Origin of the sequence: Aquimarina agarivorans (assembly GCF_000218485.1) — a bacterium.
In the GTDB taxonomy this organism is placed as follows: domain Bacteria; phylum Bacteroidota; class Bacteroidia; order Flavobacteriales; family Flavobacteriaceae; genus Aquimarina; species Aquimarina agarivorans.
In genome coordinates this window covers 1-23404 of record NZ_AFPB01000145.1, presented here as the reverse complement: position 1 = coordinate 23404, position 23404 = coordinate 1, and the positions used below count along the sequence as shown (strand labels likewise).

The window sequence follows — 23404 nt, the reverse complement described above, 5'->3', positions numbered from 1 at the left end:
GTTACAAAGTCCGTAATTAGGGATAAACTTAACAATATATGTAGTTATAGACAATAATTCGATTCTTTAATTTTTCTTAAAAAATTAAGAAAAAAAATCCACTTTCAAAGTTAATCGAAAGTGGATTTAAATATTTTATGGACAATAAATTAGCCTAAAACTTCTGCTACTTTTTTTCCAATTTCAGCAGGAGAATCCACAACGTGAATTCCACAAGCTCTCATAATTTCTTTTTTTGCAGCTGCAGTATCTTCCGATCCACCGACGATTGCGCCTGCATGTCCCATAGTTCTTCCTGCAGGAGCAGTTTCGCCTGCAATAAATCCAACTACTGGTTTTTTACTGCCTGAATTTTTATACCAATTGGCAGCATCAGCTTCCAACTGACCTCCGATTTCGCCAATCATAACAACGGCTTCCGTGTCTGGATCGTTAATTAAAAGTTCTACAGCGTCCTTTGTTGTAGTACCAATTATTGGATCACCTCCAATACCAATTGCTGTGGTAATTCCCAAACCTTGCTTTACTACCTGGTCAGCAGCTTCATAAGTCAATGTTCCTGATTTTGATACAATACCAACTTTTCCTGACTTAAATACAAATCCAGGCATAATACCAACTTTAGCTTCTCCCGGAGTAATTACACCAGGACAGTTAGGACCAATTAATCTGCAATCTTTATTTTTTATATAATTCGCAGCTTTTACCATATCAGCAACTGGAATTCCTTCGGTTATAGCAATAATTACTTTTATTCCTGCATTGGCAGATTCCATAATGGCATCAGCAGCAAAAGCTGGTGGAACAAAAATTAAAGAGACATCTGCGTTTACTTTTTCAACAGCTTCCGCAACTGTATTAAAAACAGGCCTGTCCAAATGCGTTTGCCCTCCTTTACCTGGAGTTACACCACCAACAACATTTGTTCCGTACTCAATCATTTGCGAAGCATGAAAAGTTCCTTCGCTTCCTGTAAAACCTTGTACTATTATATTTGAATCTTTATTTACTAAAACACTCATTTTTTATATTTCTTTTTTTTATATGCTTTGCTAAAGTAAGTATTAATTACTAAGTAGTGAAGTTTTGTTTATAGAAATGTTTCCATATTTTCAACACTAAAATCTGCTTGCTGACTTATCATATATCCTTTATATAATTTATCTTCTTTAAGTTCCCAAATACACATAAAATGCGCTATGGCTTCTTCTTTAGATCTTTCGATAGCTTTAGCAAAAAAAGTATGCCTAATGGTTACTGTGTTTTTATCCGTAAGCAAATGTGTTATTTTGTTTCTCGAAAATTCAAAAGCGCTTTGCATCCCTTTAAACATCCTTAAAATATCATCAAAATTTTTTTTTGAAAAGCCAAAACTACTATTCCAATTTAGGGTAACTTCGGCGTGTAAGTAGTCCTTTAAAATTTGCTCGTTATGAATTAAATCTGCTTCATAAAATATTCTCACAATTTTTCTTGGACTTAAGCTCATAATTTATTGACTTTATTAATGATATCTGGTATTTGCTTTACCACAGCTAACTCTTTATATTTAGTTCTAAAATCATCGGCGGGAGTTCCAAAATAACGCCCTCCTGCTTTTAAAGATTTACTCACTCCTGATTGTGCCAAAATAGTTACGTGATCGCCTATGGAAATTCCACTTGTAATGCCAACCTGACCCCAAATGGTCACTTCATTGCCAATTTCAACACATCCTGCTATTCCTACTTGCGATGCTATCAAACATTTTTTTCCAATAATGGTATCATGCCCAATATGAACTTGATTGTCTATTTTTGATCCTTCTTTTATTATTGTAATATCGGACACACCTCTATCAATAGTACATGATGCGCCCAAATCAACATTGTCCTCAATTATTACGCTTCCGCTAGAAAGTAATTTATCATACCCTGTAGCTCTGTTTTTATAGTAAAAAGCATCAGCTCCAAGAACTGTATTGGCATGTATAGTAACCTTTGAACCTACCTGACAATTATCATAAATGGATACGTTTGCATGTATTACAGAGTCATCACCAATAGTTACATGGTTTCCAATAAAAACACCTGGTTGAATTACTACGTTTTTACCAATTTTAGCCGTAGCCGAAATAATTTGTTTCGCCCTTTCAAAGGGTTTGAAAAATTGCGTTAATTTATTAAAATCCCTAAATGGATCATCAGAAATCAACAGACTTTTACCTTTTGGACAATTCACTTTTTTATTAATTAAAACAGTAGTTGCCGCGCTTTCCAGCGCCTTATCGTAATATTTAGGATGATCTACAAAAACAATATCTCCAGCTACAACTCTATGAATTTCATTACAACCCGTAATCAAAAAATCAGCAGCACCTACATATTCCGACTGAAGAATTTCTGCGATCTGCTTTAAAGTATATGGCTGTGAGAATTTCATGTTGAATTGCGAATTAAGAATTGTGAATTTAGAAGGTTCCTTACATAGGTCAAACTTCTAAATTCGTACTTCCTAGTTAAATTTACTCTTTAACGCGTTCTTTATACGTTCCTTTGGCAGTTTCTATTTTGATTTTGTCGCCTTCGTTTATAAATAAGGGAACCATTACTTGCGCTCCTGTTTCAACAGTAGCAGGTTTTGTAGCGTTAGTTGCTGTATTCCCTTTTACTCCTGGTTCAGTGGCAGTGACTTCCAATATCACGGTTTGTGGCATTTCTACTGATAAAGGTGCTCCATCTTCGGAATTTATAATTACCGTTACCACATCCCCTTCTTTTAACAAATCAGGACGATCAATAGCCGTCTCCTGTAATGCTATTTGTGAATAATCTTCTTGATTCATTAAATGATATCCTTCAGCATCATTGTATAAAAATTGGAATTTATGTGTTTCCACACGAACCTCATCAATTTTATGCCCTGCGGAAAAAGTGTTATCAATCACTTTACCTGAAGTTACACTTTTTAACTTTGTACGAACAAAAGCAGGTCCTTTACCTGGTTTTACGTGTAAAAATTCTATTATTTTAAAAATATCGTGATTATATCTGATACATAATCCATTTCTGATATCACTTGTACTTGCCATTATATACGGTTATTATATTATTATTTTGATTTAAAGTAGCCTTTCATGATTCCACGCTGCGAATTTTTGATAAACAGCAAAATTTCATCACGTTCCTTGGTGGCTTCCATTTCAGCTTCTATAATTGATGAGGCCTGCGTATTATTATAATTTTTTTGGTATAAAATTCTGTAAATGTTTTGAATTTCTCTGATCTTATCTACATCAAACCCTCTTCGGCGTAAGCCAATTGAATTGATTCCTACATATGACAAAGGTTCCCTACCTGCTTTTACAAATGGCGGTACATCTTTCCGAACCAAAGATCCTCCGGTAACAAAAGCATGACTCCCTACACTACAAAACTGATTTATTGCAACCATTCCCGCGCAAACTACATAATCTCCTATGGTTATATGTCCTGCAAGGGTAGTATTATTTGAAAAAATGCAATGATCACCTACAATACAATCATGCGCGATATGACTATAAGCCATTATCCAGCAATCCTCGCCAATTTGAGTTTTCATTCGGTCTGAAGTTCCTCTGTTAATAGTAACACACTCTCTAATAGTTGTATTGTCACCAATTATAGTAACGGTATCCTCGTCGTTAAATTTTTTATCCTGCGGTATCGCCGAAATTACTGCTCCTGGAAAAATATTGCAATTTTTACCAATACGCGCCCCTTCCATAATAGTTACATTGGAACCTATCCAAGTACCTTCGCCTATTTTTACATCGTTGTGTATGGTAGTAAAAGGCTCAATGACCACATTTTTGGCTATTTTAGCTCCAGGGTGAACGTATGCTAAAGGTTGATTCATGATTATTTTTTTGATTGCATACCAAAAATTTAGGTATTATTTTCAATAGTTTTTCTAGGTTATTTTAATATAAAGGTACTATTTGTTTTTTGTTTTAACGATTTGCGCCATTAATTCAGCCTCCGATACTAATTTGTTATTTGCATAGGCTTTTGCTGCCATATGACAAATACCACGACGTATTGGTGTAATCAATTTTAAATCAAAAATTAATGTATCCCCAGGTATGACCTGCTGCTTAAATTTAACATTATCAATTTTCATAAAAAAGGTCAGGTAATTTTCAGGATCTGGCACGGTGCTTAAAGCCAAAATACCCCCTGCTTGCGCCATAGCTTCTACTTGAAGCACACCAGGCATTACAGGAGCACCTGGGAAATGTCCGTTGAAAAAGGGCTCGTTCATGGTCACATTTTTCATTCCTACTACATGTGTATCCGACATTTCAATAATACGATCTAATAACAAAAAAGGAGCACGATGCGGTAAAGTGGCCATTATTTGATGAATATCCATTAAGGGCTTTTGCGATAAATCAAATTTAGGCACATAATTTCTGCGTTCTTTTTTGATTTTTTGAGCCATCAATTTTGCAAACTCTGTGTTAACAAAATGCCCTGGTTTAGTAGCAATCACCCTACCTCTTATTCGAGTACCAATTAAGGCCAAATCACCAATAACATCTAACAACTTATGCCTGGCAGCTTCATTTGGGTAATGCAGTGTTAAATTATCTAAAATACCATTGGGTTTTACCGAAATAGAATCTTTCCCAAAAGCTACTTTTAAGCGCTCCATAGTTTCAGGCTTTAGTTCCTTATCCACGTAAACAATGGCATTATTTAAATCGCCACCTTTAATTAAGCCATGTTCCAATAACATTTCCAATTCATGCAAAAAACTAAATGTACGTGCATTAGCAATAGTTGCTTTAAAATCGGACATAGATTCTAAAGAGGCGTTTTGTGTACCTAAAACTTTGGTATCAAAATCAACCATAGCAGTCACTTGGTATTCGTTGGAAGGAATGACCAATAGCTCACTTCCTGTTTTTTCATCTTTGTATGAAATAGGCTCAGTAACAATATATTCATCAATTTCGGCATCCAGTTCTTCAATCCCAGCTTTTTCCAAAGCCTCAACAAAAAACTTACTCGATCCATCCATAATAGGTGGCTCAGGCGCATTAAGTTCAAAAAGCACATTATCAATACCTAAACCAACGCATGCAGCCAATACATGTTCCGAGGTATTTATAGCGACTCCTTTATCTTCAAAATTAGTGCCTCGTTGGGTATTTGTAACAAATAGAGCACTTGCTTTAATGGTTGGCTCACCATCCAAGTCAATTCTTTTAAACACATACCCATGATTAGCAGGAGCTGGTTTAAAAGTTAATGTTACCTCGTTTCCGGTATGAAGTCCTACACCTGTTAGTGTAATCTCTTTCTTTATTGTTTTTTGTTTCACAACGGTAGTACTCATTCTATTTATTATTTTTTTCTAATGCATTAATTCGGTCAACAATTTTAGGAAGGTTCCTAAAATGTACATATGATTTATTCCAATCTGTATATCCAAAAGCTGGAGAGCCTTGAATTACTGATCCGTCTTTAATATTTCGTCCTATTCCTGACTGCGCTTGTATTTTTACATGATCCCCAATAATCAAGTGTCCTGCTAAACCTACTTGCCCACCAATTAAACAGTGCTTTCCAATTTTTGTAGAACCTGCCACACCTGCCTGAGCAGCAATAGCGGTGTGCTCTCCTATTTCAACATTATGTGCTATTTGAATTTGATTGTCTAACTTTACCCCTTTACGGATAATGGTTGACCCTAATGTAGCTCTGTCTATTGTAGTTCCTGCACCAACATCTACATCTTCTTCAAGAATGACATTTCCAATTTGCGGTACTTTTTTATATTCTCCTTTTTCATTTGGCGCAAAACCAAATCCATCTGCTCCAATAGTTGCTCCACTATGCACTACACACCTATTACCAATAACACAATCTGAATATATTTTTGCTCCTGCAAATAAAACTACATGATCTCCAATACTGACATTTTCGCCAATATATACGTTAGGAAAAATTTTTACATTATCTCCAATTTTTACACCGTTGGCAATGTAAGTAAATGCGCCTACATAAATATTTTCACCATAAGTTACCGATGTATCAATAAAACTAGGCTGTTCAATACCTGTTTTATTTAATTTAATCATATTGTAATATTCCAAAAGTTTCGAAAACGCGTTACGGGCATCTTCCACTCGGATTAATGTTGTAGTTATTTCATTTTCAAGCACAAAGTCATTATCAACGATAATTATTGTGGCCTGAGTAGTATATACGTACTGCTTGTACTTTGGATTAGCTAAAAAAGTTAAAGAGCCTGTAGCTCCTTCTTCTATCTTTGCCAATTTACTTACCTGAGCTTCACTGTTTCCTTCAACAGTTCCTTCAAGTATTTCGGCAATTTGTTTGGCTGTAAATTTCATTGAAACAAAAATATGAAAATTTACTAATCCAAAACTTTTGGACGGCATATAAAATATTTTGTTACTCTTTGCGATAGTGCTTCAATGTTGTATTGATCACTTGCTGCCGCAATATCCTTAATTTCTTTAGTATTAAATATTAGTTTTATGTTTTGCTTTTTGGTGTTATATGCCTGATTTGAAGCTGAACCTGCAAAAACGAAGTACGAAGCTTCCTCCTCAGTTAAATTAAATTTTTCCTGAACACCTTTATTATATGAATTCAATAATTCCTTTGAAAATGGTGTTGAAGCCAATTTAATTTTCAACAAATCTCGATTTATAAGCATCCTTGCCAGTTCACTCAATACTTTATCATCATAACTAATCCATTCTTTCACTGCCGAAATAATATCATAATCATCTAGCTTTGAGAATTCATTTAGTACGTCATGAGTAAAACTAGAAGCATCAATTTTATTTTCAAGAAAAAATGTCAGCACCGTACCTGCTGGTAATTTATGTCCATTTTCAACTAGATATTTAGCTCGTTTTAAAGTGTTAATTAATAAATTTTCAGCAACTAAACTTGTTTTGTGTAAATATACCTGCCAATACATTAATCTTCGCGAAAGCAAAAACTTTTCCACTGAATAAATACCTTTTTCCTCCACTACCAAAGAGTCATTTACCACATTTAGCATAGTAATTAAACGCTCGCTATTTACATTTCCTTCCGCAACACCCGTATAAAAACTATCTCGTTTCAGGTAATCCAGTCGATCCATATCCAATTGACTTGAAATTAATTGATGTAAAAACTCACGTTTGTATTCTCCTTTAAAAACTTCAATAGCTAAATCAAGTTTGCCTTTAAATTCTTTATTTATTGCTTTCATGAAAAAAAGTGATATTTCCTCATGACTTATTCCGTTTACAATACTATGCTCCATGGCATGCGAAAATGGACCATGACCAATATCATGTAGCAAAATGGCTACTAAAACCGCGGTTTCCTCTTTTATAGAAATTTCAACCCCTTTAAAACGAAGTACACGAACTGCTTGCTGCATTAAATGCATGGAGCCAATAGCATGATGAAATCGCGTATGGTGCGCCCCAGGATATACCATATAGGACATCCCCATTTGCGTAATTCTGCGTAAGCGCTGAAAATACTTATGCTCGATTAAATCAAAAATCAAGGCGTTAGGTAATGTAATAAACCCGTAAATTGGATCGTTTAATATTTTTAGTTTGTTTCTTTTTTTCAAAAAAGTACTATTTTAAAGCTGAAACAAATATACATTATCCGATATTAGTATTTCTGTAACTTCCCATTGGAATTTCAGTCATTTAACAAACTTAATTTACAATCTTATTTATGAGTGCTATACATATTCTATGGGTAGATGATGAAATCGACTTATTGAAACCACATATACTTTTTTTAGAAAAGAAAAACTACAAAGTGTCTAAATGCCAAAGTGGCACCGAAGCTTTGGATATTATTGATCAGGAAAATTTTGATATTGTTTTTTTGGATGAAAATATGCCCGGAATTTCAGGGATTGATACCCTTTCAGAAATTAAAGAAAAACAAGCTAATTTACCTGTAGTAATGATCACCAAAAGTGAGGAGGAATATATTATGGAAGAGGCAATTGGTAGTAAAATTGCTGATTACCTTATAAAACCAGTGAATCCAAATCAAATTTTATTAAGTTTGAAAAAGAATTTGGATCACTCTCGTTTAGTTTCTGAAAAAACCACCTCAAATTACCAGCAAGAATTCCGTAAAATAGCTATGGATATGGCTATGGTAAATACTTATGAAGAGTGGGTTGAAATGTACCAAAGACTACTTTATTGGGAATTGGAATTGGAAGGTATTGAGGATTCGGGTATGTTTGAAATTTTAGAAACTCAAAAAGTTGAAGCAAATTCGCAGTTCTGTAAGTTTATAAATAAAAATTATCAGGATTGGTTTGATGGTGCGCCTGACGCTCCAATGCTATCGCATCGATTATTTCAGGACCGTGTTGCTCCTGAACTAAGTAAAGATCAGCCCACGCTTTTGGTGGTTGTTGATAATTTGAGATACGATCAATGGAAAGTATTTGAACCCATAATTACTAAACATTATAAAATTGCGGAAGAGGCTCCTTACTACAGTATTTTACCCACTGCTACTCAGTACGCGCGAAACGCAATCTTTTCAGGATTAATGCCTTTAGAAATGGAGAAAAAGCATCCGGATTTATGGCTAAACGATACGGATGAAGGCGGTAAAAACATGAATGAGAATGAGTTTTTAACCGCGCAAATAGAGCGTTTGCGGTTAGATATTAAGCACGAATATTACAAAATAACCAACGAAAAATCAGGAAGAACCCTTGCTGACAACTTTAAGGGTTGTAAAAATAATGATTTGACTGTGGTGGTTTATAATTTTGTGGACATGCTTTCACATTCCAAAACCGAAATGGAAGTAATTAAAGAACTGGCTTCAAATGATAAAGCTTACAGATCTTTAACACTTAGTTGGTTTAAAAATTCGCCACTTTATGATATTATTCAAAAAGCGCAGTCATTAGGATTTAAACTCATTATCACAACCGATCATGGTACCATAAATGTAAACAAACCCTCAAAAGTGATTGGTGATAAAAACACTAGTTTAAATTTGCGCTACAAAACGGGTAAAAGTTTAACTTATGAAAATAAAGAAGTTGTTGCTTTTAAGGATCCAAAATCAATTCACCTGCCTGCGATTAATATGAGTAGCTCTTTTATTTTTGCACGGGATGATTACTTTTTTGCCTACCCTAACAACTATAACCATTACGTAAGTTATTATCGAAACACGTATCAACATGGAGGTGTTTCTTTAGAGGAAATGATTATTCCTTTTGTAACTTTGCAGCCAAAATAAAATAGACATGAGATTTTAGATGTGAGATTATAAACTTCTAAAATCTCACACCTAAAATCTTACATCTGCATAAATGGAAGTTACCTACGACCTCACAGGTTTGCATGAAATTGCAAAATTAATTATTGCTAAAGCCAAATACAAAACACTTCTTTTTAATGGTGAAATGGGCGCTGGAAAAACCACGCTAATTAAAGCTATTTGCGAATTTTTAGGCGTTAAGGATGTTGTGTCTAGCCCTACTTTTGCATTAGTAAATGAATACGAGGGTGACGGTAATCTTATTTATCATTTTGATTTTTATCGTATTCAAGATGAAGAAGAAGCTTATGCTATTGGCTTTGAAGAATACGAATATACAGGGGATTACCTTTTTATAGAATGGAGTGAAAATATTCCTAATTTAATTCCTGAAGAAGCACACATTATCAATATTACTATTGAAGAAAATGGTTTACGGAAGCTCTTTTTTGATGTATAATTATCACTATCAAAGTGCATTATAGTTTACACACAACTATAATCGTTTTTAAATTATATAGCCATGTGTAAATAAAAGCCTATTACACTTATAGTTTATAAGTGGATAACAAAACCAATCAACCCTTGAAAAATATTACTTGAATCAATTCCGGCATTATATCTTACAGCTGGTTCTAAACTAACATTATTAGCAATAAACCATGCATACCCACCTTGGATGCCAATCCAATTTGCTCCATCTGACACTCCTGTAAAATCTATCCCTACAGGAAATTTCCTATTTATATAGTACTTACCTCCAATTTTGTAAACAAAATTGCTATTACTATTGAAGCTGCTATAACCTAAACCAATTTTTATAGCCAAATTATCCGAAATAAAATATCCTGACTCTACACCAACACTAAATACATCTATATTTCCAGAAGAAAAAGCAAATGATGTATTTCCCGTTGTTGCAGAACCTGTGTTTGCCTCAATTATCCAAGACCCTTTTGATAACACATCTGCTGAAGTTGAATTTGTATCTTGAGCACTAATATTAGCAAAAACAGCCACTCCTAAGATTACAGAAAACAATAATTTTTTCATTAATATTTTGTTTAAAATTAAACTCAAATATAAATCTTTAAACACATATAATCATTATTTTAAATCATTAATAATCTAAACTTAATTTTTAAATAAACAAGTTTCTTAAATACTAAATCAGTTAAACATATTAAGTTTAAGAAATCACTCCCGATCCAATTAATTCATCTTCCAAATACCAAGCAACAAACTGCCCTTCCTGAATTGCGGATTGTGGATTTTCAAACCGAACTATCAAGCCGTTTCCGGTAAAATGAATACTAGCGTTTTCCAAAGTTTGTCGGTATCGTATTCTTGCTTTTACCTTTATTTGTTCTCCTAGCGTCAACGCTAAGTCTGGACGCACCCAGTGCAATTCATCTGTGGTGACCAACAACTGACTTCGGTGCAAACCAGGGTGATTTTTGCCTTGTCCTACGTAAATAGTATTGGTTTTAACATCAGTTTCAATGACAAACAACGGCAATGGTGTTCCTCCTACTGAAAGACCTTTACGTTGCCCTTTTGTAAAATAGTGCGCTCCAATATGCTCCCCTACTTTTTTTCCAAAGGCTGGCGTGTAATTATAGTTATGCAATTGTGAAGGAGCATTAGCATTTTCGTAAATACTATGATCTTCAGGAATTTCAATAATAGCACCATTTTTAGGTTTTAGCTGTTGCTGAAGGAATTCAGGCAACCGAACTTTTCCTATAAAGCATAATCCTTGAGAATCTTTTTTTTCTGCCGTAATCAAGTGCTGAGCTGCGGCTATTTTTCGCACTTCTGGTTTGATTAATTCTCCCACAGGAAAAAGTGTTTTAGCCAATTGTTCTTGCGAAAGCTGGCATAAAAAATACGATTGATCTTTATTTGAATCTTTTCCTGCCAATAAGCGGTGTACTTTTTTCCCATCAATCTCTACCGTATCCTTTCGGCAATAATGTCCTGTTGCTACAAAATCAGCCCCAAGTTCCAAGGCTATTTTCATAAAAACATCAAATTTAATTTCGCGATTACAAAGCACATCGGGATTTGGTGTTCTTCCCTTTTCGTACTCCGCAAACATATAATCAACAATACGCTCTTTATATTGCTCACTCAAATCAACAGTTTGAAAAGGAATTCCTAATTTTTCGGCAACTAACAACGCGTCATTACTATCATCAAGCCAAGGACATTCATCAGAAATTGTTACTGAATCATCGTGCCAGTTTTTCATAAAAAGCCCTATCACCTCATAACCTTGCTCTTTTAACAAGTATGCTGCCACACTGGAATCTACCCCACCTGAAAGTCCTACTACTACTCTTTTCATGTTTGTAAAATTGACTGCAAAAATACGATAATTAAGCTAATTTATTTTAATCCAAGTTTAACTAAAGATAACTACTGAAATACTATTTAGTCTGCCATACTTGGTAAAAATTGAACCAAATTTATATCATAAAATTTCATAAAAAATCAAAATAGTAATTTATTAAAGCAAAAAAAGAAGAAATGAGTTGTTTTCATTTCTTCTTTTTTAAAATCAAAGTTTGTAATGGTACTATAAGCTTTTTAAAGCTTTAATTACCTGATTAGGATCAAGTCTTTCCACATAATCTTCTTGCAAAAATGACAATACAATTTTACCGCTTTTATCAACTACATATGTTGCTGGTAAAGGCAATTCATAATCTTCATTTTCATTATGCTTTGACACATCAATACCAAATTGATGATACACTTCCTGTAAATCTTTAGGCATTTGAAAAACTAATCCCAATTCCTTTGCGTAAGTGTTATTAATATCACTCAATACCGGAAATGAAATATTATTTTTTTCAGCAGTAGTTAATGAATTGTCTGGAGTTTCAGGAGTAATAGCAATTAATTGAGCTCCAAGTTCTTTAATTTCAGGTAAAGCTTGTTGTAAAGCATTTAGCTCAATATTACAGTACGGACACCAACCCCCTCTGTAAAAAGAAATTACTAAAGGACCTTTATCTAAAAAAGAAAAAATATCAACTTTCTCTTTTTTAATATTAATCAGTGTTCCGTTTTTTAACGTATCTCCTTTTTGTGTTGCTGTTTTTGGTAATCCTTCCTCGGTTAATTTATCTAAAGCATTAGTCATAATGACTTGAACATCTGCGGGTACCTGTTTTGAAAAAGCCGTTTTAGTTTCTTGTAATTTGGCTGTTAATGACATAAATTCGTATTTAAAGTTAAATAGTAACATTTATGTCGTTACTCCTTAATGTTTATTACCTATTAACTGCAGTTATTTTTAAAAAATATTTAATTGAAATTATTTCTATTTTAACCTACAAAACTACTTATAGCGCTTTTCCTGAACCAATTTACCATTTTCAAAATATTTCCAAACACCTATTTTTTTATTCGCCTTGTAATTCCCTTCAATAATTAATTCTCCTTTACCATTAAAATATTTGTTTACCCCTTCCAGTAAATCATTTTTGTAGTTGAACACTTTATACAAGACACCCTTTAGCGTGTACACCTGCTCTTCTCCTTCTTTTTTACCGTTAACAAACGTCACCTTTTCTGAAACCTGTCCATTGTCATAGTAACTAATTCGTTCACCCTCTAACTTATCATTCTTATAATTTTCGACCATCATAAGCTTAGAATTTGTATTGTGATAATATTCCCATTTGCCTTCCCTTTTTTTATCAATAAGCACCCCCTTACTTATTAATTCTCCATTTTGTGCAAAATATTTGACTAAAGCCTTTTTCCCATTTTCGGAAAAACTTTTAATTGCAGATGGTTTATTAGGAAACCCTTTGGTATAAAATTTGAAGTCCCCTATTTCTACACCATGATCAAAATTACCCGAATACCTCAACTGCTCAGTTCCTTCATACTTTTTTTCCCACAATCCATGACGCGTACCAGCTTCATGATATTGATTTATTTGTGCCTGTAATGCATTAATAAAAATGAAGGCAAAAAATGTTAATTTTTTTCTTAAATTATTCATTACAAAAAAATTGATCCATCAAATTTAAACAAATTCTATTCCAAAAAATAAAGCCTTGCAATTTTTATCGCAAGGCTTTATTTTTACTATTGTAATAGTTTAAAATCCCAAAAACTAACAGTATAAAATTGAATTTTGAGCAAATTTCTCACTTAAAAATTACTTTCTATTCTTTTGTTGCTTTTCGGCTTGCTCCATAGCTTCCTGCAAACGCTGTTTAAACTTACTTTGTTTTTTAGGTTTCTTTTTATTCTCCTGTATTTGAGCATGAATTTTATCTTCATCAATAATATAATTTTTTATGACTAACATAATTCCAATAGTAATTAAATTAGAAACAAAATAGTACAATGATAAACCTGATGCATAGTTATTAAAGAAAAACAACATAAACAATGGAGACAAATACATGATAAATTTCATATTTGGCATTCCTGGTTGTGTTTGCGTAGGCATGTTTTGTCCCGTGGTCATTTGCATGTAAAAGAAAGTAGCTATACCCGCAAGTATTGGAAATAAACTTACGTGATCACCGTAAAATGGTATTCGGAACGGCAAATTAAATATAGTATCGTAACTTGACAGATCATCCGCCCACAAGAAGCTTTTTTGACGCAAAGCAATTGCACTAGGAAAAAAGCTAAAAAGCGCATATAAAATAGGCATTTGCAGTAACGCTGGTATACAACCACTCATTGGACTTACGCCTGCTTTGCTATACAGTTTCATGGTTTCCTGCTGCTTTTTCATTGGATTGTCCGCAAACTTTTCATTCAATTCCGTTATTTCAGGTTTTAACACCTTCATACGAGCTTGTGAAACATAAGATTTATAAGTTACAGGTGACAACCCTAATTTTACTAAAATGGTCATAAAAATAATAGCCAATCCATAAGGTAAAAATCCACTCAATAAATTAAATAAAGGAATAAATATTATTTTGTTTATCCATCCAAAAATCCCCCATCCCAAAGGAACAATTTCGTCTAAGTTTCTATCGTAATTTTTTAAAATTTTGTAGTCAGTTGGTCCATAATACCAATTCATTTGGTAATTTAAATTCCCCGCATTTAATGCCAATGGCATTTGAGCTGTAAATTTTTTAAGCTTAACTGTATCAATCGCTTCATCCTTAATCAAATTAGCGGAAGTAAAGTTCCCTTTTTTAAATGCCTTATCCGTTAATAAAATGGATGAAAAGAAATGTTGTTTGAAAGCTACATAAGTTACATCCTCAGCTTCTTCTTCTTTAAATTCTCCCTGACCTACATAATCATCTCTTCCATCTTCGTATTCAAAAACAACTTCGGTATAGCGATTTTCATACGTATTACTTTTCGCATGACGAAGTGCCTCCAATTCCCAATTTAAATTGATGGATTTATTGGCATCAAATACCCCTTCTAACCCTTGAGACCTTACTGAAAAATCAAGCATGTATTCATTTGGCTTTAAAACATATACATATTCTAAAAATTTATCTTTCGAAATTTTCAAACGCATACTTAGCTGTTGATTTTGCCCTACTGTTTTTAATTCTGGCTCAAAAAATAAATCTTTTGTATTTAAAACTCTATTATCAGAAGTATTGAAATTAATGGATAAACTGGCATTTTTACCGTCCTTAATTAAGTACACTGGTATTGAATCATAAGTTTTAAAATTCTTTAGTTTGGCCTCGCTAATATACCCTCCTTTATTGTTTATTTTTAAAGAAAGCACCTCGTTTTGCAATAGCGTTTCACCTCCGTTAGCCGCTGTCAACGTTTGCGAATATCCGAATGCACCAAGCTTTTGGTAAGCAGCTGCTTTTCCTAAAGAATCTACAGCTTTTGGCAAACTCACTTCTGCGGAAGCAGTATTAGTATTGGTTGCCACCTCTTTTGATTTAGCTACCTGCTCTTGCTTTTGTTTTTCCGCTTCCAACTCTTCGGGAGTTGGCTTATTTGTATAAATGTAATATGCAGCAATAGCAAAAATCAGTACATACCCAATTATTGATTTAGGGTCAAATTGTTTTTCTTCCATATTGATTTATAAAGTCATAAAATTAAAACACCTGGCAATTTTATAGAAGAGGTGCTTTTTTAAACAGACTATTTATTTATTTTTACTGAAATTAAGTGCTGCTTTAACAAAAGCAACAAAAAGAGGATGCGGTTTGAGCACCGTACTTTTATATTCAGGATGGTACTGGACACCTACAAACCATGGGTGATCTTTTGCCTCTACAATTTCAACAAGACCCGTTTTAGGGTTTACCCCTGTTGTTAATAACCCTGCACCTTCCAATTTTTCTTTAAAGTCATTATTATATTCATAACGATGACGGTGACGCTCTAAAATTTCATCTTCCTGATATGCTGCGTAAACATGACTCTCTTTTTTTATAGCACATTTCCAGGCACCCAAACGCATTGTACCCCCTTTATCTGTAATGTTTTTTTGCTCTTCCATAAGATTAATGACCGCATTTACTGCGTTTTCATCCTGTTCAATTGAAGTAGCATCTGTAAGCCCCAGCACATTTCGGGCGTACTCAATCACTGCCATTTGCATTCCTAAGCAAATTCCTAGAAATGGAATTTTATTTTCACGCGCGTATTGCACTGCCATAATTTTGCCCTCAATACCACGCTCCCCAAAACCAGGAGCAACTAAAATAGCATCCAAGTGTTTTACTTTATCAGTAACATTTTCTTTTGTCAAATATTCAGAATGAATACTTTCCACTTTTACTTTAACACTATTTGCGGCACCTGCATGTATAAATGCCTCTAAAATTGACTTGTAAGAATCTTGCAATTCAACATATTTACCAATAAGTCCTACAGTAATTTTATTTTTTGGATTCTTATGCTGATTTAAAAACTGATTCCAAGATTCTAAATCTATATTTTCATCAATAGGAAGGTTGAATTGTTTTAACACCACAGCATCCAATTTTTCCTGAAGCATTAAATTTGGCACATCATAAATTGTAGAAGCGTCCAAAGATTCAATTACTGCATCTTTTTTTACGTTACAAAACAAGGCTAATTTTCTGCGTAAGTCATCAGACAATTCATGCTCCGTACGGCATACTAAAACGTCTGCTTTTATTCCACTTTCCATGAGCGTTTTAACACTATGCTGTGTAGGCTTTGTTTTTAACTCGCCAGCTGCTGATAAATACGGAATCAAGGTTAAGTGAATTACCATAGAATGCTCATCGCCCAGCTCCCATTTTAATTGCCTTACAGCCTCAATGTAGGGCAAGGATTCAATATCCCCTACAGTACCTCCAATTTCGGTAATTACAATATCATAATCTCCGCTTTTACCTAAAATTTGTATGCGCTCCTTAATTTCATTAGTAATGTGTGGAACAACTTGCACGGTTTTTCCCAAAAACTCACCTCGGCGTTCTTTTTCAATAACACTTTGATAAATACGCCCAGTAGTTACATTGTTTGCTTGAGAAGTAGGTACGTTTAAAAAACGTTCGTAATGCCCTAAGTCTAAATCAGTTTCCGCTCCATCATCAGTCACATAGCACTCTCCATGCTCGTAGGGATTTAGTGTTCCTGGATCAACGTTTATGTAAGGATCCAATTTTTGAATAGTTACTCTGTGTCCACGAGCTTGTAATAATTTTGCTAACGAAGCTGCTATAATTCCTTTTCCTAACGATGAAGAAACTCCTCCTGTAACAAAGATATATTTAGTTTGGCTCATGCAGCTTTTCTTTAAATTTAAATAAAGCGCAAAAATACAAAGAAGAATATTAAATAGGTTAACTTTTTTTGGCTAAAAGTGGGAATTGATTTTCAAAATAACACACCAATAAATTCTTTGTTTACCATTGCAAAATAACGCACAAAAAAAAGTCCCGACAAAGTCGAGACTCAATATTAAAACTAGTTACTTTTTACTCTTCTTCATCAGAAGATGCCTTAGCCTCGGCTACCTCAACGCTTAAATCCTTAACTAAATCCGACTTTTGCAATAAATTATACCATTGAATAATTTTTTTAATATCACTTGCATATACTCTTTCCTCGTCATATTCAGGCAATACCTCCAAGAAATAAGATTCTAATTCTTTTTTAGAAGCCTTATGACTTATTGATGTTGCGCCATTTTCCTTATCCCGAATGGCAATAAAAACTTCCTTTAAAGGAACTTCTTTATCATAAGTGTATACTGCAATTTCATTAAGTACACTTACATTGTTTCGCATACTAATTGACTGACGTTTGCCATCGATTAATGATGTAACTAAAAACCCCCCTCTAGTTTGAGACATTAATTCAAACAACCCAGGTTTTCCTGAAATGGCTATAATTTTTTCTAAACTCATTTTTATATTTTAACGAATGCTACTGTTAAATTGAATATAAATGTTGGAATTAAAATCAATTTTGATTTAAAACCACTCACTATCATTCAATTTGTGAATTTTTTATTTCTTATCTTCCTTTTTTAGCCAATGGATAACGCATGCGATACTCGCTAAACACTTTCCCTTTAGCTATATTTGTCAACTTCCCTTTAAGTAAACGCTTTTTAAGTCCTGAAAGTTTATCGGTAAACAATATTCCTTCAATATGGTCGTATTCATGTTGAATTACACGTGCCGCTAAACCTGAAAATGTTTCTACTTTTTCATTAAAATTCTCGTCATAATACTGAATTTTAATCGTCTCTTTTCGAACCACATCCTCCCTTACATCAGGAATACTCAAGCAACCTTCATTAAAAGACCATTCCTTTCCGGTTTCTTCCAATATTGTAGGATTTATGAATGCCTTTTTAAAAGTTTTAAGTTGCACCTGCTCCGCAGGACTCAAATCCTCATCAGCAGCAAAAGGGGCTGCATCAATAACAAATAATCTAATTGATCTTCCCACTTGTGGTGCTGCCAAACCTACTCCATGAGCATTGTACATGGTTTCCCACATATTTTCCAAAAATTCCGAAAAATTAGGATAATCTTCAGGAATTTGTTTAGCAACTTTTTTCAATACGGGATCACCGTAGGCAACAACAGGCAAAATCATTCTTATTTTTTATTTTAATGATCTGTAACATCTAATAACTAACAAGCACTATAAAAATTGCTCAATCAAATTATTTATGCTTTAGATAATTTCGAATTGCAAAAGTACTAAACAAAATACTTTTGATCGATATTTTTGATCAGCTATGTGATTAATATTATCTATAATTTAAGAAATCCTGTAAAATAAGTGTTGCACTAATTTTATCTATTAATGATTTATCGCGTCTTTTCTTTTTTGATATTCCAGATTTTATCATGGCCTCAAATGCTATTTTGGAGGTAAATCGTTCATCAACCCGATGAATTTTAATGCCTGGAAATTCTTTGGAAAGCTGTTCTAAAAATTTTTTTATTTCTGCTTCAATGGATGAAGCTTCGCCGTGTAGACGTTTAGGCTCCCCAACAACAAAAGCTTCTATTTTATTTAATTGTGCATAATCTTTTAAAAAAATCATTAATTCATTAGTTGCTACAGTTGTCAAACCACTAGCTATCATTTGTAAATCATCTGTAACTGCTATTCCTGTTCGTTTTCCTCCGTAATCAATGGCTACTAGTTGTGGCATATACAATTTAAATATTTATGCAAACTAACTAATTTTTTTGCAGCTTTTACGGTCTTCTTTAATATTAGTATTAAATATCTTAAAATAGCGTTAGTTCAGCTATTTGATAACGCAGAGGTGCTGAACAAAAAAAGTCATAAAAATAGCGGCTATTTGCCGCTATTTTTATGACTTTTTTTATCGGTTTAACTACTCATGCAATTACTGCTTACTCTTAAATTTGTCAAATACACTTGTAGCTTCCTCTTTAGGCCAAGTATTATTTGAGGTATCAATATCGGCAGTTTCAAGCTTAGGATCTACTTCAATTTTAACAATTTTTTTTGTAGCTGGTATAATTTTACTTACCTGATTGTCATTTTTACGCCATACTTGTGCTGGATACGTTATTGACTCACTAGTACCATCAGCATAAGTATATTTTACAATTAGTGGCATTACCAAACCTCCTGGTTTATTAAAAACTACTTCATAAAAGAAATTTGGATTTTTTAATTGCTTACGCTCTTCAGCCGAAAAATTATCAAATAAAAAGTCTGTAAGTTTTTGAGAGTTTTCAATTATTGATTTTGAAGTATCCACGTCCTTAAAATCTTCACTATCTTCTGCAACAGCATAAACTAAAGGAACCAAATCAGATTCTTTCATATTTCTTTCTTTTAACAAATCCCTCATATAAGCATTTGGTTTATTGGAAACATAGTATTTTTTAACTTCCTTAATTCCAATATCCGTAGCATCGGTTGTGTAAAACCACCCACGCCAAAACCAATCTAAATCCATTCCGGAAGCTTCCTCCATGGTTCTAAAAAAATCTTCGGGTGTTGGGTGCTTAAACATCCATCTGTTTGCATACACCTTAAATGCATGATCAAACATTTCTTTTCCCATTACAGTTTCTCTTAAAATATTTAAAGCAGTGGCTGGTTTTCCGTAAGCGTTATTCCCTAATTGAATTACATTATCAGCCTGTGTCATTATAGGTGAAATTTGACTTTGATCACCACTCATATAAGGGATAATATTAGTTACTGGCCCTCTCCTACTTGGGTACCCTTCTTCAAAATCTTGCTCAGTAACATATTGTAAAAATGTATTTAAGCCTTCGTCCATCCAACCCCACTGGCGTTCATCACTATTTACAATCATTGGGAAATAGTTATGACCCACCTCATGGATAATTACACTAATCATTCCATTACGAGTTCTTTGATTGTAAGTACCATCAGGCTTTGGACGTCCATAATTCCAACAAATCATAGGATATTCCATTCCTTGATTTTTAGAATGTACTGAAATAGCTTTATGGTATGGATACTTAAATGTCATTCTGCTATACGTTTGTAACGCTGCTTTGACTGATTTTGTACTATATTCCTCCCATAACGGATTACCTTCCTTTGGATACATGGAAATAGCCATTACTTTTTTGCCTTGCACATCAACGGCCATCATTTCGTAAATAAACTTGCGAGAAGATGCAAAGGCAAAATCGCGCACGTTTTCGGCTTTAAACTTCCATGTTTTTGTTGCAGTTTCCTTTGTTTTTTCAGCTATTTCAGCTTCCTCCTGAGTGACTATAACCACTGGTTTTACAAAATTTTGTGTTGCCTCATTGTAACGGGATAACATGGTTTTTGTAAAAACATCTTTTCTATTTTGAAGCACTCCTGTTGCATCTAAAATATGATCTTTAGGTGCGGTAATTTCCACTTCGTAATCACCAAAATTTAAAGCAAACTCTCCGTTGCCCCAAAACTGTTCGTTTTGCCAGCCTTCTTTATCATTATATACGCACATACGCGGGTAAAACTGCGCTATTACATATAAACGATTATCATCTTCTTTAAAATATTCGTAACCTGAGCGCCCTCGTTTGGCTACGTGATCGTTGATCTTGTACCACCAACCGATGTCAAAACTGATTTTTTTACCCGGCGCCAATGGCTTAGGTAAATCAATACGCATCATGGTATAATTGATCGTATATTTTAAACTACTTCCGTCAGAATTTTTTACAGAAGTAATATTAAATCCTCCATCAAAAGGTTCAGCCAAATACGTTGAAGCAAATCGTGCAGGTGACATTATAGGATTCATTTTATCACCATCTCTTAGTAGGGATAATGAATTTTTGCTTCGTTTATTTTGATCCAATTGCAACCATAAAAATTCCAAAGCATCCGGAGAGTTATTAGTATAAGTGATGGTTTCTTTCCCAGTCAACTTTGTGTTTTCATCATCCAACTCCACTTGGATTTTGTAATCTGCTTGCTGTTGATAGTACTCATGACCTGGTGCTCCAGAAGCATTTCGATATACATTAGGTGTAGCAAATTCATCATAAAGCTGCCTAAATTTATTTTGATTGGTATGTCCTTTGTGCGATATGGAATCTTGCTGTGCTACACTACTAAATGTTACTAGTAAAATGCATAAAAAACTTAATTGCTTCATAAAAATTAATCCTGTTAATAATAAATTGTTCCTGTTGGCTTTTCTGCATGTAAATGCAAACTTTTGATACTTTTATTGTTGGTTACGTCTATGGTGTTTTGCTGTTCGGAAAATACATCCTGTAGCATTTTATTTTCAACATCAAAACGTTTTATTTTAGCTGTAATATCGGCTTCTAAAAATATATAGAACAGCTCATTTTTCAATTCCCCCCCTAAATAGCGGAGTTTGAGTGGTGTTCTGTTAGCCTTGATTTTTATTTTTTTTGTGACATAGTCCCCAATAGTTTCTTTTTCTACCTGTTTTAAATTTTCAAAATCTGAAACATTCAACTGATATCGCTGTTGTAATACTTTTTCAAAATCATCTACAAATACCTGTGTATATATTTTAACCAATCCTTCATTTTGACTTATTTCAATTTTAGTAATACTGGCATAATATTTATGAACCGAAAACGATAATAATGTCGTTAATGTTAAAATAACAGTAATAGTAAAAAAACGTCTTCTAAAATTGCCTATTTTTAACATAAATTATGATTTCTGATTGATGATTAATAAAATTTTATGTAGTCTATTTGTGGTTACTTTTTTTGGATGTCTTCCTCAAAAAAACCTGAAAAAAAATAAAAGTACAACATCTGATTCTTTTACCCCAAAAAATATAAAAATTTACGAGCAAACGGATAGAAAATCACTTGGTCCCTGTGAACCGAGTATTTGTATTGACCCTACAAATTCTAATAACATAGTAGCAGGTAGTGTGCTGGACTATATTCATACATCTAACGATGGTGGACTGACATGGAGCACAAAAAAACAGACTTCAGAATTTGGCATTTGGGGCGATCCTGTAATTGTAGCAAATAAAAAAGGAGAATTTTATTACTTCCACTTAAGCGATCCTGAGGGTACCAACTGGAAAAGTGAACAAATTCTGGATCGTATTGTGGTACAAAATAGTACTGACAAAGGTGCAACTTGGTCAACTGGCACTGGAATAGGCTTAAATCGACCAAAACAACAAGACAAACAATGGGCGTGCATTAACCCAAAAAATAATCATTTGTATACCACTTGGACTGAATTTGACAAATACAATAGTAGCAATCCTGATAATAAATCCAGAATTTTATTTTCATCCTCCGAAGATTCAGGGAAAACATGGAGCACTCCTAAAAATATTAGCGTGCACGAAGGCGACTGTAAAGATGATGACCTAACCACCGAAGGTGCTGTTCCTAGCAGTGATGGTAAAAACATTTATGTTAGCTGGGCTTTTGATCATCACATTTGGTTTACTAAAAGCACAAATAATGGTAAGTCCTGGTCAAATGAACCTATTAAAATAGCCGCACAAAAAGCTGGCTGGCGATTCAAAATTCCGGTAGTAAACAGAACAAATGGTTTTCCTGTTATTGATGTTGATATTTCGGATTCCAAATACAATGGCACTATTTATACTAATTGGTCTGATCAAACTGATTCAAATAGGACTTCAATATACATAAGCAAATCTACCAACCAAGGAAAGACTTGGAGTACACCTAAAATTATAGATAATAAAATCCCCAATACACACCATTTTTTTAACTGGATGAAAATTGATCCTGCTACTGGGTTCATTTATATTATTTATTACGAACAAAACCCCAATAATGCCCCTTTGATAAATGTGAAGCTTGCCGTTTCTAAAAATGGCGCAAAAAGTTTTAAAAATTATACTATTTCCGAAAAACCATTCCACCCAAAAGGAGCTAACTTTTTTGGAGATTACAACAATATTGATGTCCAAAATGGAATTATTAGACCCATTTGGACTCAGGTTGAAAATGGCTTAGTGAGTGTTTGGACTGCTATTATTGAAGTATCTAATTTGCGATAATGCACATATACGATTTAAATGAACCACTATTGACCAAAAGCACCATAGTTTCGGTTATGACTAAAAGTCATTACTTTTTAAACATCAGTTTTTTGCAATTAGCTATTATTAA

22 protein-coding genes are annotated in these 23404 nt (G+C 33.6%); 3 read left to right on the top strand and 19 right to left on the bottom strand.

Annotated features, from left to right (window positions below):
* Positions 1-149: 149 nt before the first annotated feature.
* From sucD to GMC_RS0109600, 8 genes are all read right to left on the bottom strand, one after another.
* Complete coding sequence (gene sucD, locus GMC_RS0109635; RefSeq protein ID WP_010521937.1) at positions 150-1022, bottom strand: succinate--CoA ligase subunit alpha; 873 nt, start codon at positions 1020-1022, stop codon at positions 150-152.
* Positions 1023-1090: 68 nt separating this feature from the next.
* Positions 1091-1489, bottom strand: a complete 399-nt coding sequence (locus tag GMC_RS0109630) for a nuclear transport factor 2-like protein (RefSeq protein WP_010521936.1) — start codon at positions 1487-1489, stop codon at positions 1091-1093.
* Positions 1486-2421: a UDP-3-O-(3-hydroxymyristoyl)glucosamine N-acyltransferase gene (locus GMC_RS0109625; protein WP_010521935.1), complete on the bottom strand. Its 936-nt coding sequence runs from the start codon at positions 2419-2421 to the stop codon at positions 1486-1488. Before GMC_RS0109625 ends, GMC_RS0109630 begins: the two co-directional genes overlap by 4 nt.
* Before the next feature lie 82 nt (positions 2422-2503).
* Positions 2504-3070 (bottom strand): elongation factor P, encoded by a 567-nt coding sequence (gene efp, locus GMC_RS0109620; protein WP_010521934.1) that lies wholly within the window; start codon positions 3068-3070, stop codon positions 2504-2506.
* A 20-nt stretch (positions 3071-3090) separates the two neighbouring features.
* Positions 3091-3876 (bottom strand): acyl-ACP--UDP-N-acetylglucosamine O-acyltransferase, encoded by a 786-nt coding sequence (lpxA, locus tag GMC_RS0109615; RefSeq protein ID WP_010521933.1) that lies wholly within the window; start codon positions 3874-3876, stop codon positions 3091-3093.
* A gap of 78 nt (positions 3877-3954) precedes the next feature.
* Positions 3955-5361, bottom strand: a complete 1407-nt coding sequence (locus GMC_RS0109610; protein WP_010521932.1) for a bifunctional UDP-3-O-[3-hydroxymyristoyl] N-acetylglucosamine deacetylase/3-hydroxyacyl-ACP dehydratase — start codon at positions 5359-5361, stop codon at positions 3955-3957.
* Position 5362: 1 nt separating this feature from the next.
* Positions 5363-6430 carry a UDP-3-O-(3-hydroxymyristoyl)glucosamine N-acyltransferase gene (gene lpxD / locus GMC_RS0109605; protein WP_010521931.1) on the bottom strand — a complete coding sequence of 356 codons (1068 nt, stop codon included), beginning with the start codon at positions 6428-6430 and terminating at the stop codon, positions 5363-5365.
* Positions 6406-7635, bottom strand: a complete 1230-nt coding sequence (locus GMC_RS0109600) for an HD domain-containing protein (RefSeq protein ID WP_010521930.1) — start codon at positions 7633-7635, stop codon at positions 6406-6408. The genes lpxD and GMC_RS0109600 overlap by 25 nt, the downstream gene beginning before the upstream one ends.
* 110 nt (positions 7636-7745) lie before the next feature.
* Between GMC_RS0109600 and porX the strand changes: the two genes are divergently transcribed.
* Together porX and tsaE are read left to right on the top strand one after the other, a co-directional pair.
* The gene (gene porX / locus GMC_RS0109595; protein ID WP_010521929.1) at positions 7746-9296 is read left to right on the top strand and encodes a T9SS response regulator signal transducer PorX; all 1551 of its coding nucleotides are present in this window, start codon (positions 7746-7748) and stop codon (positions 9294-9296) included.
* Positions 9297-9369: 73 nt separating this feature from the next.
* Positions 9370-9777 carry a tRNA (adenosine(37)-N6)-threonylcarbamoyltransferase complex ATPase subunit type 1 TsaE gene (gene tsaE / locus GMC_RS0109590; protein ID WP_010521928.1) on the top strand — a complete coding sequence of 136 codons (408 nt, stop codon included), beginning with the start codon at positions 9370-9372 and terminating at the stop codon, positions 9775-9777.
* 95 nt (positions 9778-9872) lie between these two features.
* Here tsaE and GMC_RS0109585 read toward each other — a convergent pair whose 3' ends face one another.
* The 11 genes from GMC_RS0109585 to GMC_RS0109535 form a co-directional block, all read right to left on the bottom strand.
* Positions 9873-10370: a hypothetical protein gene (locus tag GMC_RS0109585; RefSeq protein ID WP_010521927.1), complete on the bottom strand. Its 498-nt coding sequence runs from the start codon at positions 10368-10370 to the stop codon at positions 9873-9875.
* A 136-nt stretch (positions 10371-10506) separates the two neighbouring features.
* Positions 10507-11667, bottom strand: coding sequence for a tRNA 2-thiouridine(34) synthase MnmA (gene mnmA, locus GMC_RS0109580; RefSeq protein ID WP_010521926.1), 1161 nt, complete (start codon positions 11665-11667; stop codon positions 10507-10509).
* A 231-nt stretch (positions 11668-11898) separates the two neighbouring features.
* Positions 11899-12543, bottom strand: coding sequence for a peroxiredoxin-like family protein (locus GMC_RS0109575; protein WP_010521925.1), 645 nt, complete (start codon positions 12541-12543; stop codon positions 11899-11901).
* A 123-nt stretch (positions 12544-12666) separates the two neighbouring features.
* Positions 12667-13338, bottom strand: coding sequence for a toxin-antitoxin system YwqK family antitoxin (locus GMC_RS0109570; protein WP_010521924.1), 672 nt, complete (start codon positions 13336-13338; stop codon positions 12667-12669).
* Between the two features lie 159 nt (positions 13339-13497).
* Entirely contained in the window at positions 13498-15366 is a 1869-nt protein-coding gene (yidC, locus tag GMC_RS0109565; RefSeq protein WP_010521923.1) for a membrane protein insertase YidC, read from the bottom strand.
* 72 nt (positions 15367-15438) lie between these two features.
* Complete coding sequence (gene pyrG / locus GMC_RS0109560) at positions 15439-17055, bottom strand: CTP synthase (RefSeq protein WP_010521922.1); 1617 nt, start codon at positions 17053-17055, stop codon at positions 15439-15441.
* A gap of 193 nt (positions 17056-17248) precedes the next feature.
* Positions 17249-17680: a DUF5606 family protein gene (locus GMC_RS0109555; protein WP_010521921.1), complete on the bottom strand. Its 432-nt coding sequence runs from the start codon at positions 17678-17680 to the stop codon at positions 17249-17251.
* 109 nt (positions 17681-17789) lie between these two features.
* Complete coding sequence (def, locus tag GMC_RS0109550; RefSeq protein WP_010521920.1) at positions 17790-18380, bottom strand: peptide deformylase; 591 nt, start codon at positions 18378-18380, stop codon at positions 17790-17792.
* Positions 18381-18537: 157 nt separating this feature from the next.
* Positions 18538-18948 (bottom strand): Holliday junction resolvase RuvX, encoded by a 411-nt coding sequence (ruvX, locus tag GMC_RS0109545; RefSeq protein ID WP_010521919.1) that lies wholly within the window; start codon positions 18946-18948, stop codon positions 18538-18540.
* A 201-nt stretch (positions 18949-19149) separates the two neighbouring features.
* The gene (locus GMC_RS0109540; protein ID WP_010521918.1) at positions 19150-21405 is read right to left on the bottom strand and encodes a M1 family metallopeptidase; all 2256 of its coding nucleotides are present in this window, start codon (positions 21403-21405) and stop codon (positions 19150-19152) included.
* 14 nt (positions 21406-21419) lie between these two features.
* Positions 21420-21938, bottom strand: a complete 519-nt coding sequence (locus GMC_RS0109535; protein ID WP_010521917.1) for a DUF6702 family protein — start codon at positions 21936-21938, stop codon at positions 21420-21422.
* A gap of 19 nt (positions 21939-21957) precedes the next feature.
* On the opposite strand from GMC_RS0109535, the gene GMC_RS0109530 reads away from it, so the two are divergent.
* Positions 21958-23292 carry a sialidase family protein gene (locus tag GMC_RS0109530; protein WP_010521916.1) on the top strand — a complete coding sequence of 445 codons (1335 nt, stop codon included), beginning with the start codon at positions 21958-21960 and terminating at the stop codon, positions 23290-23292.
* Positions 23293-23404: the final 112 nt, after the last annotated feature.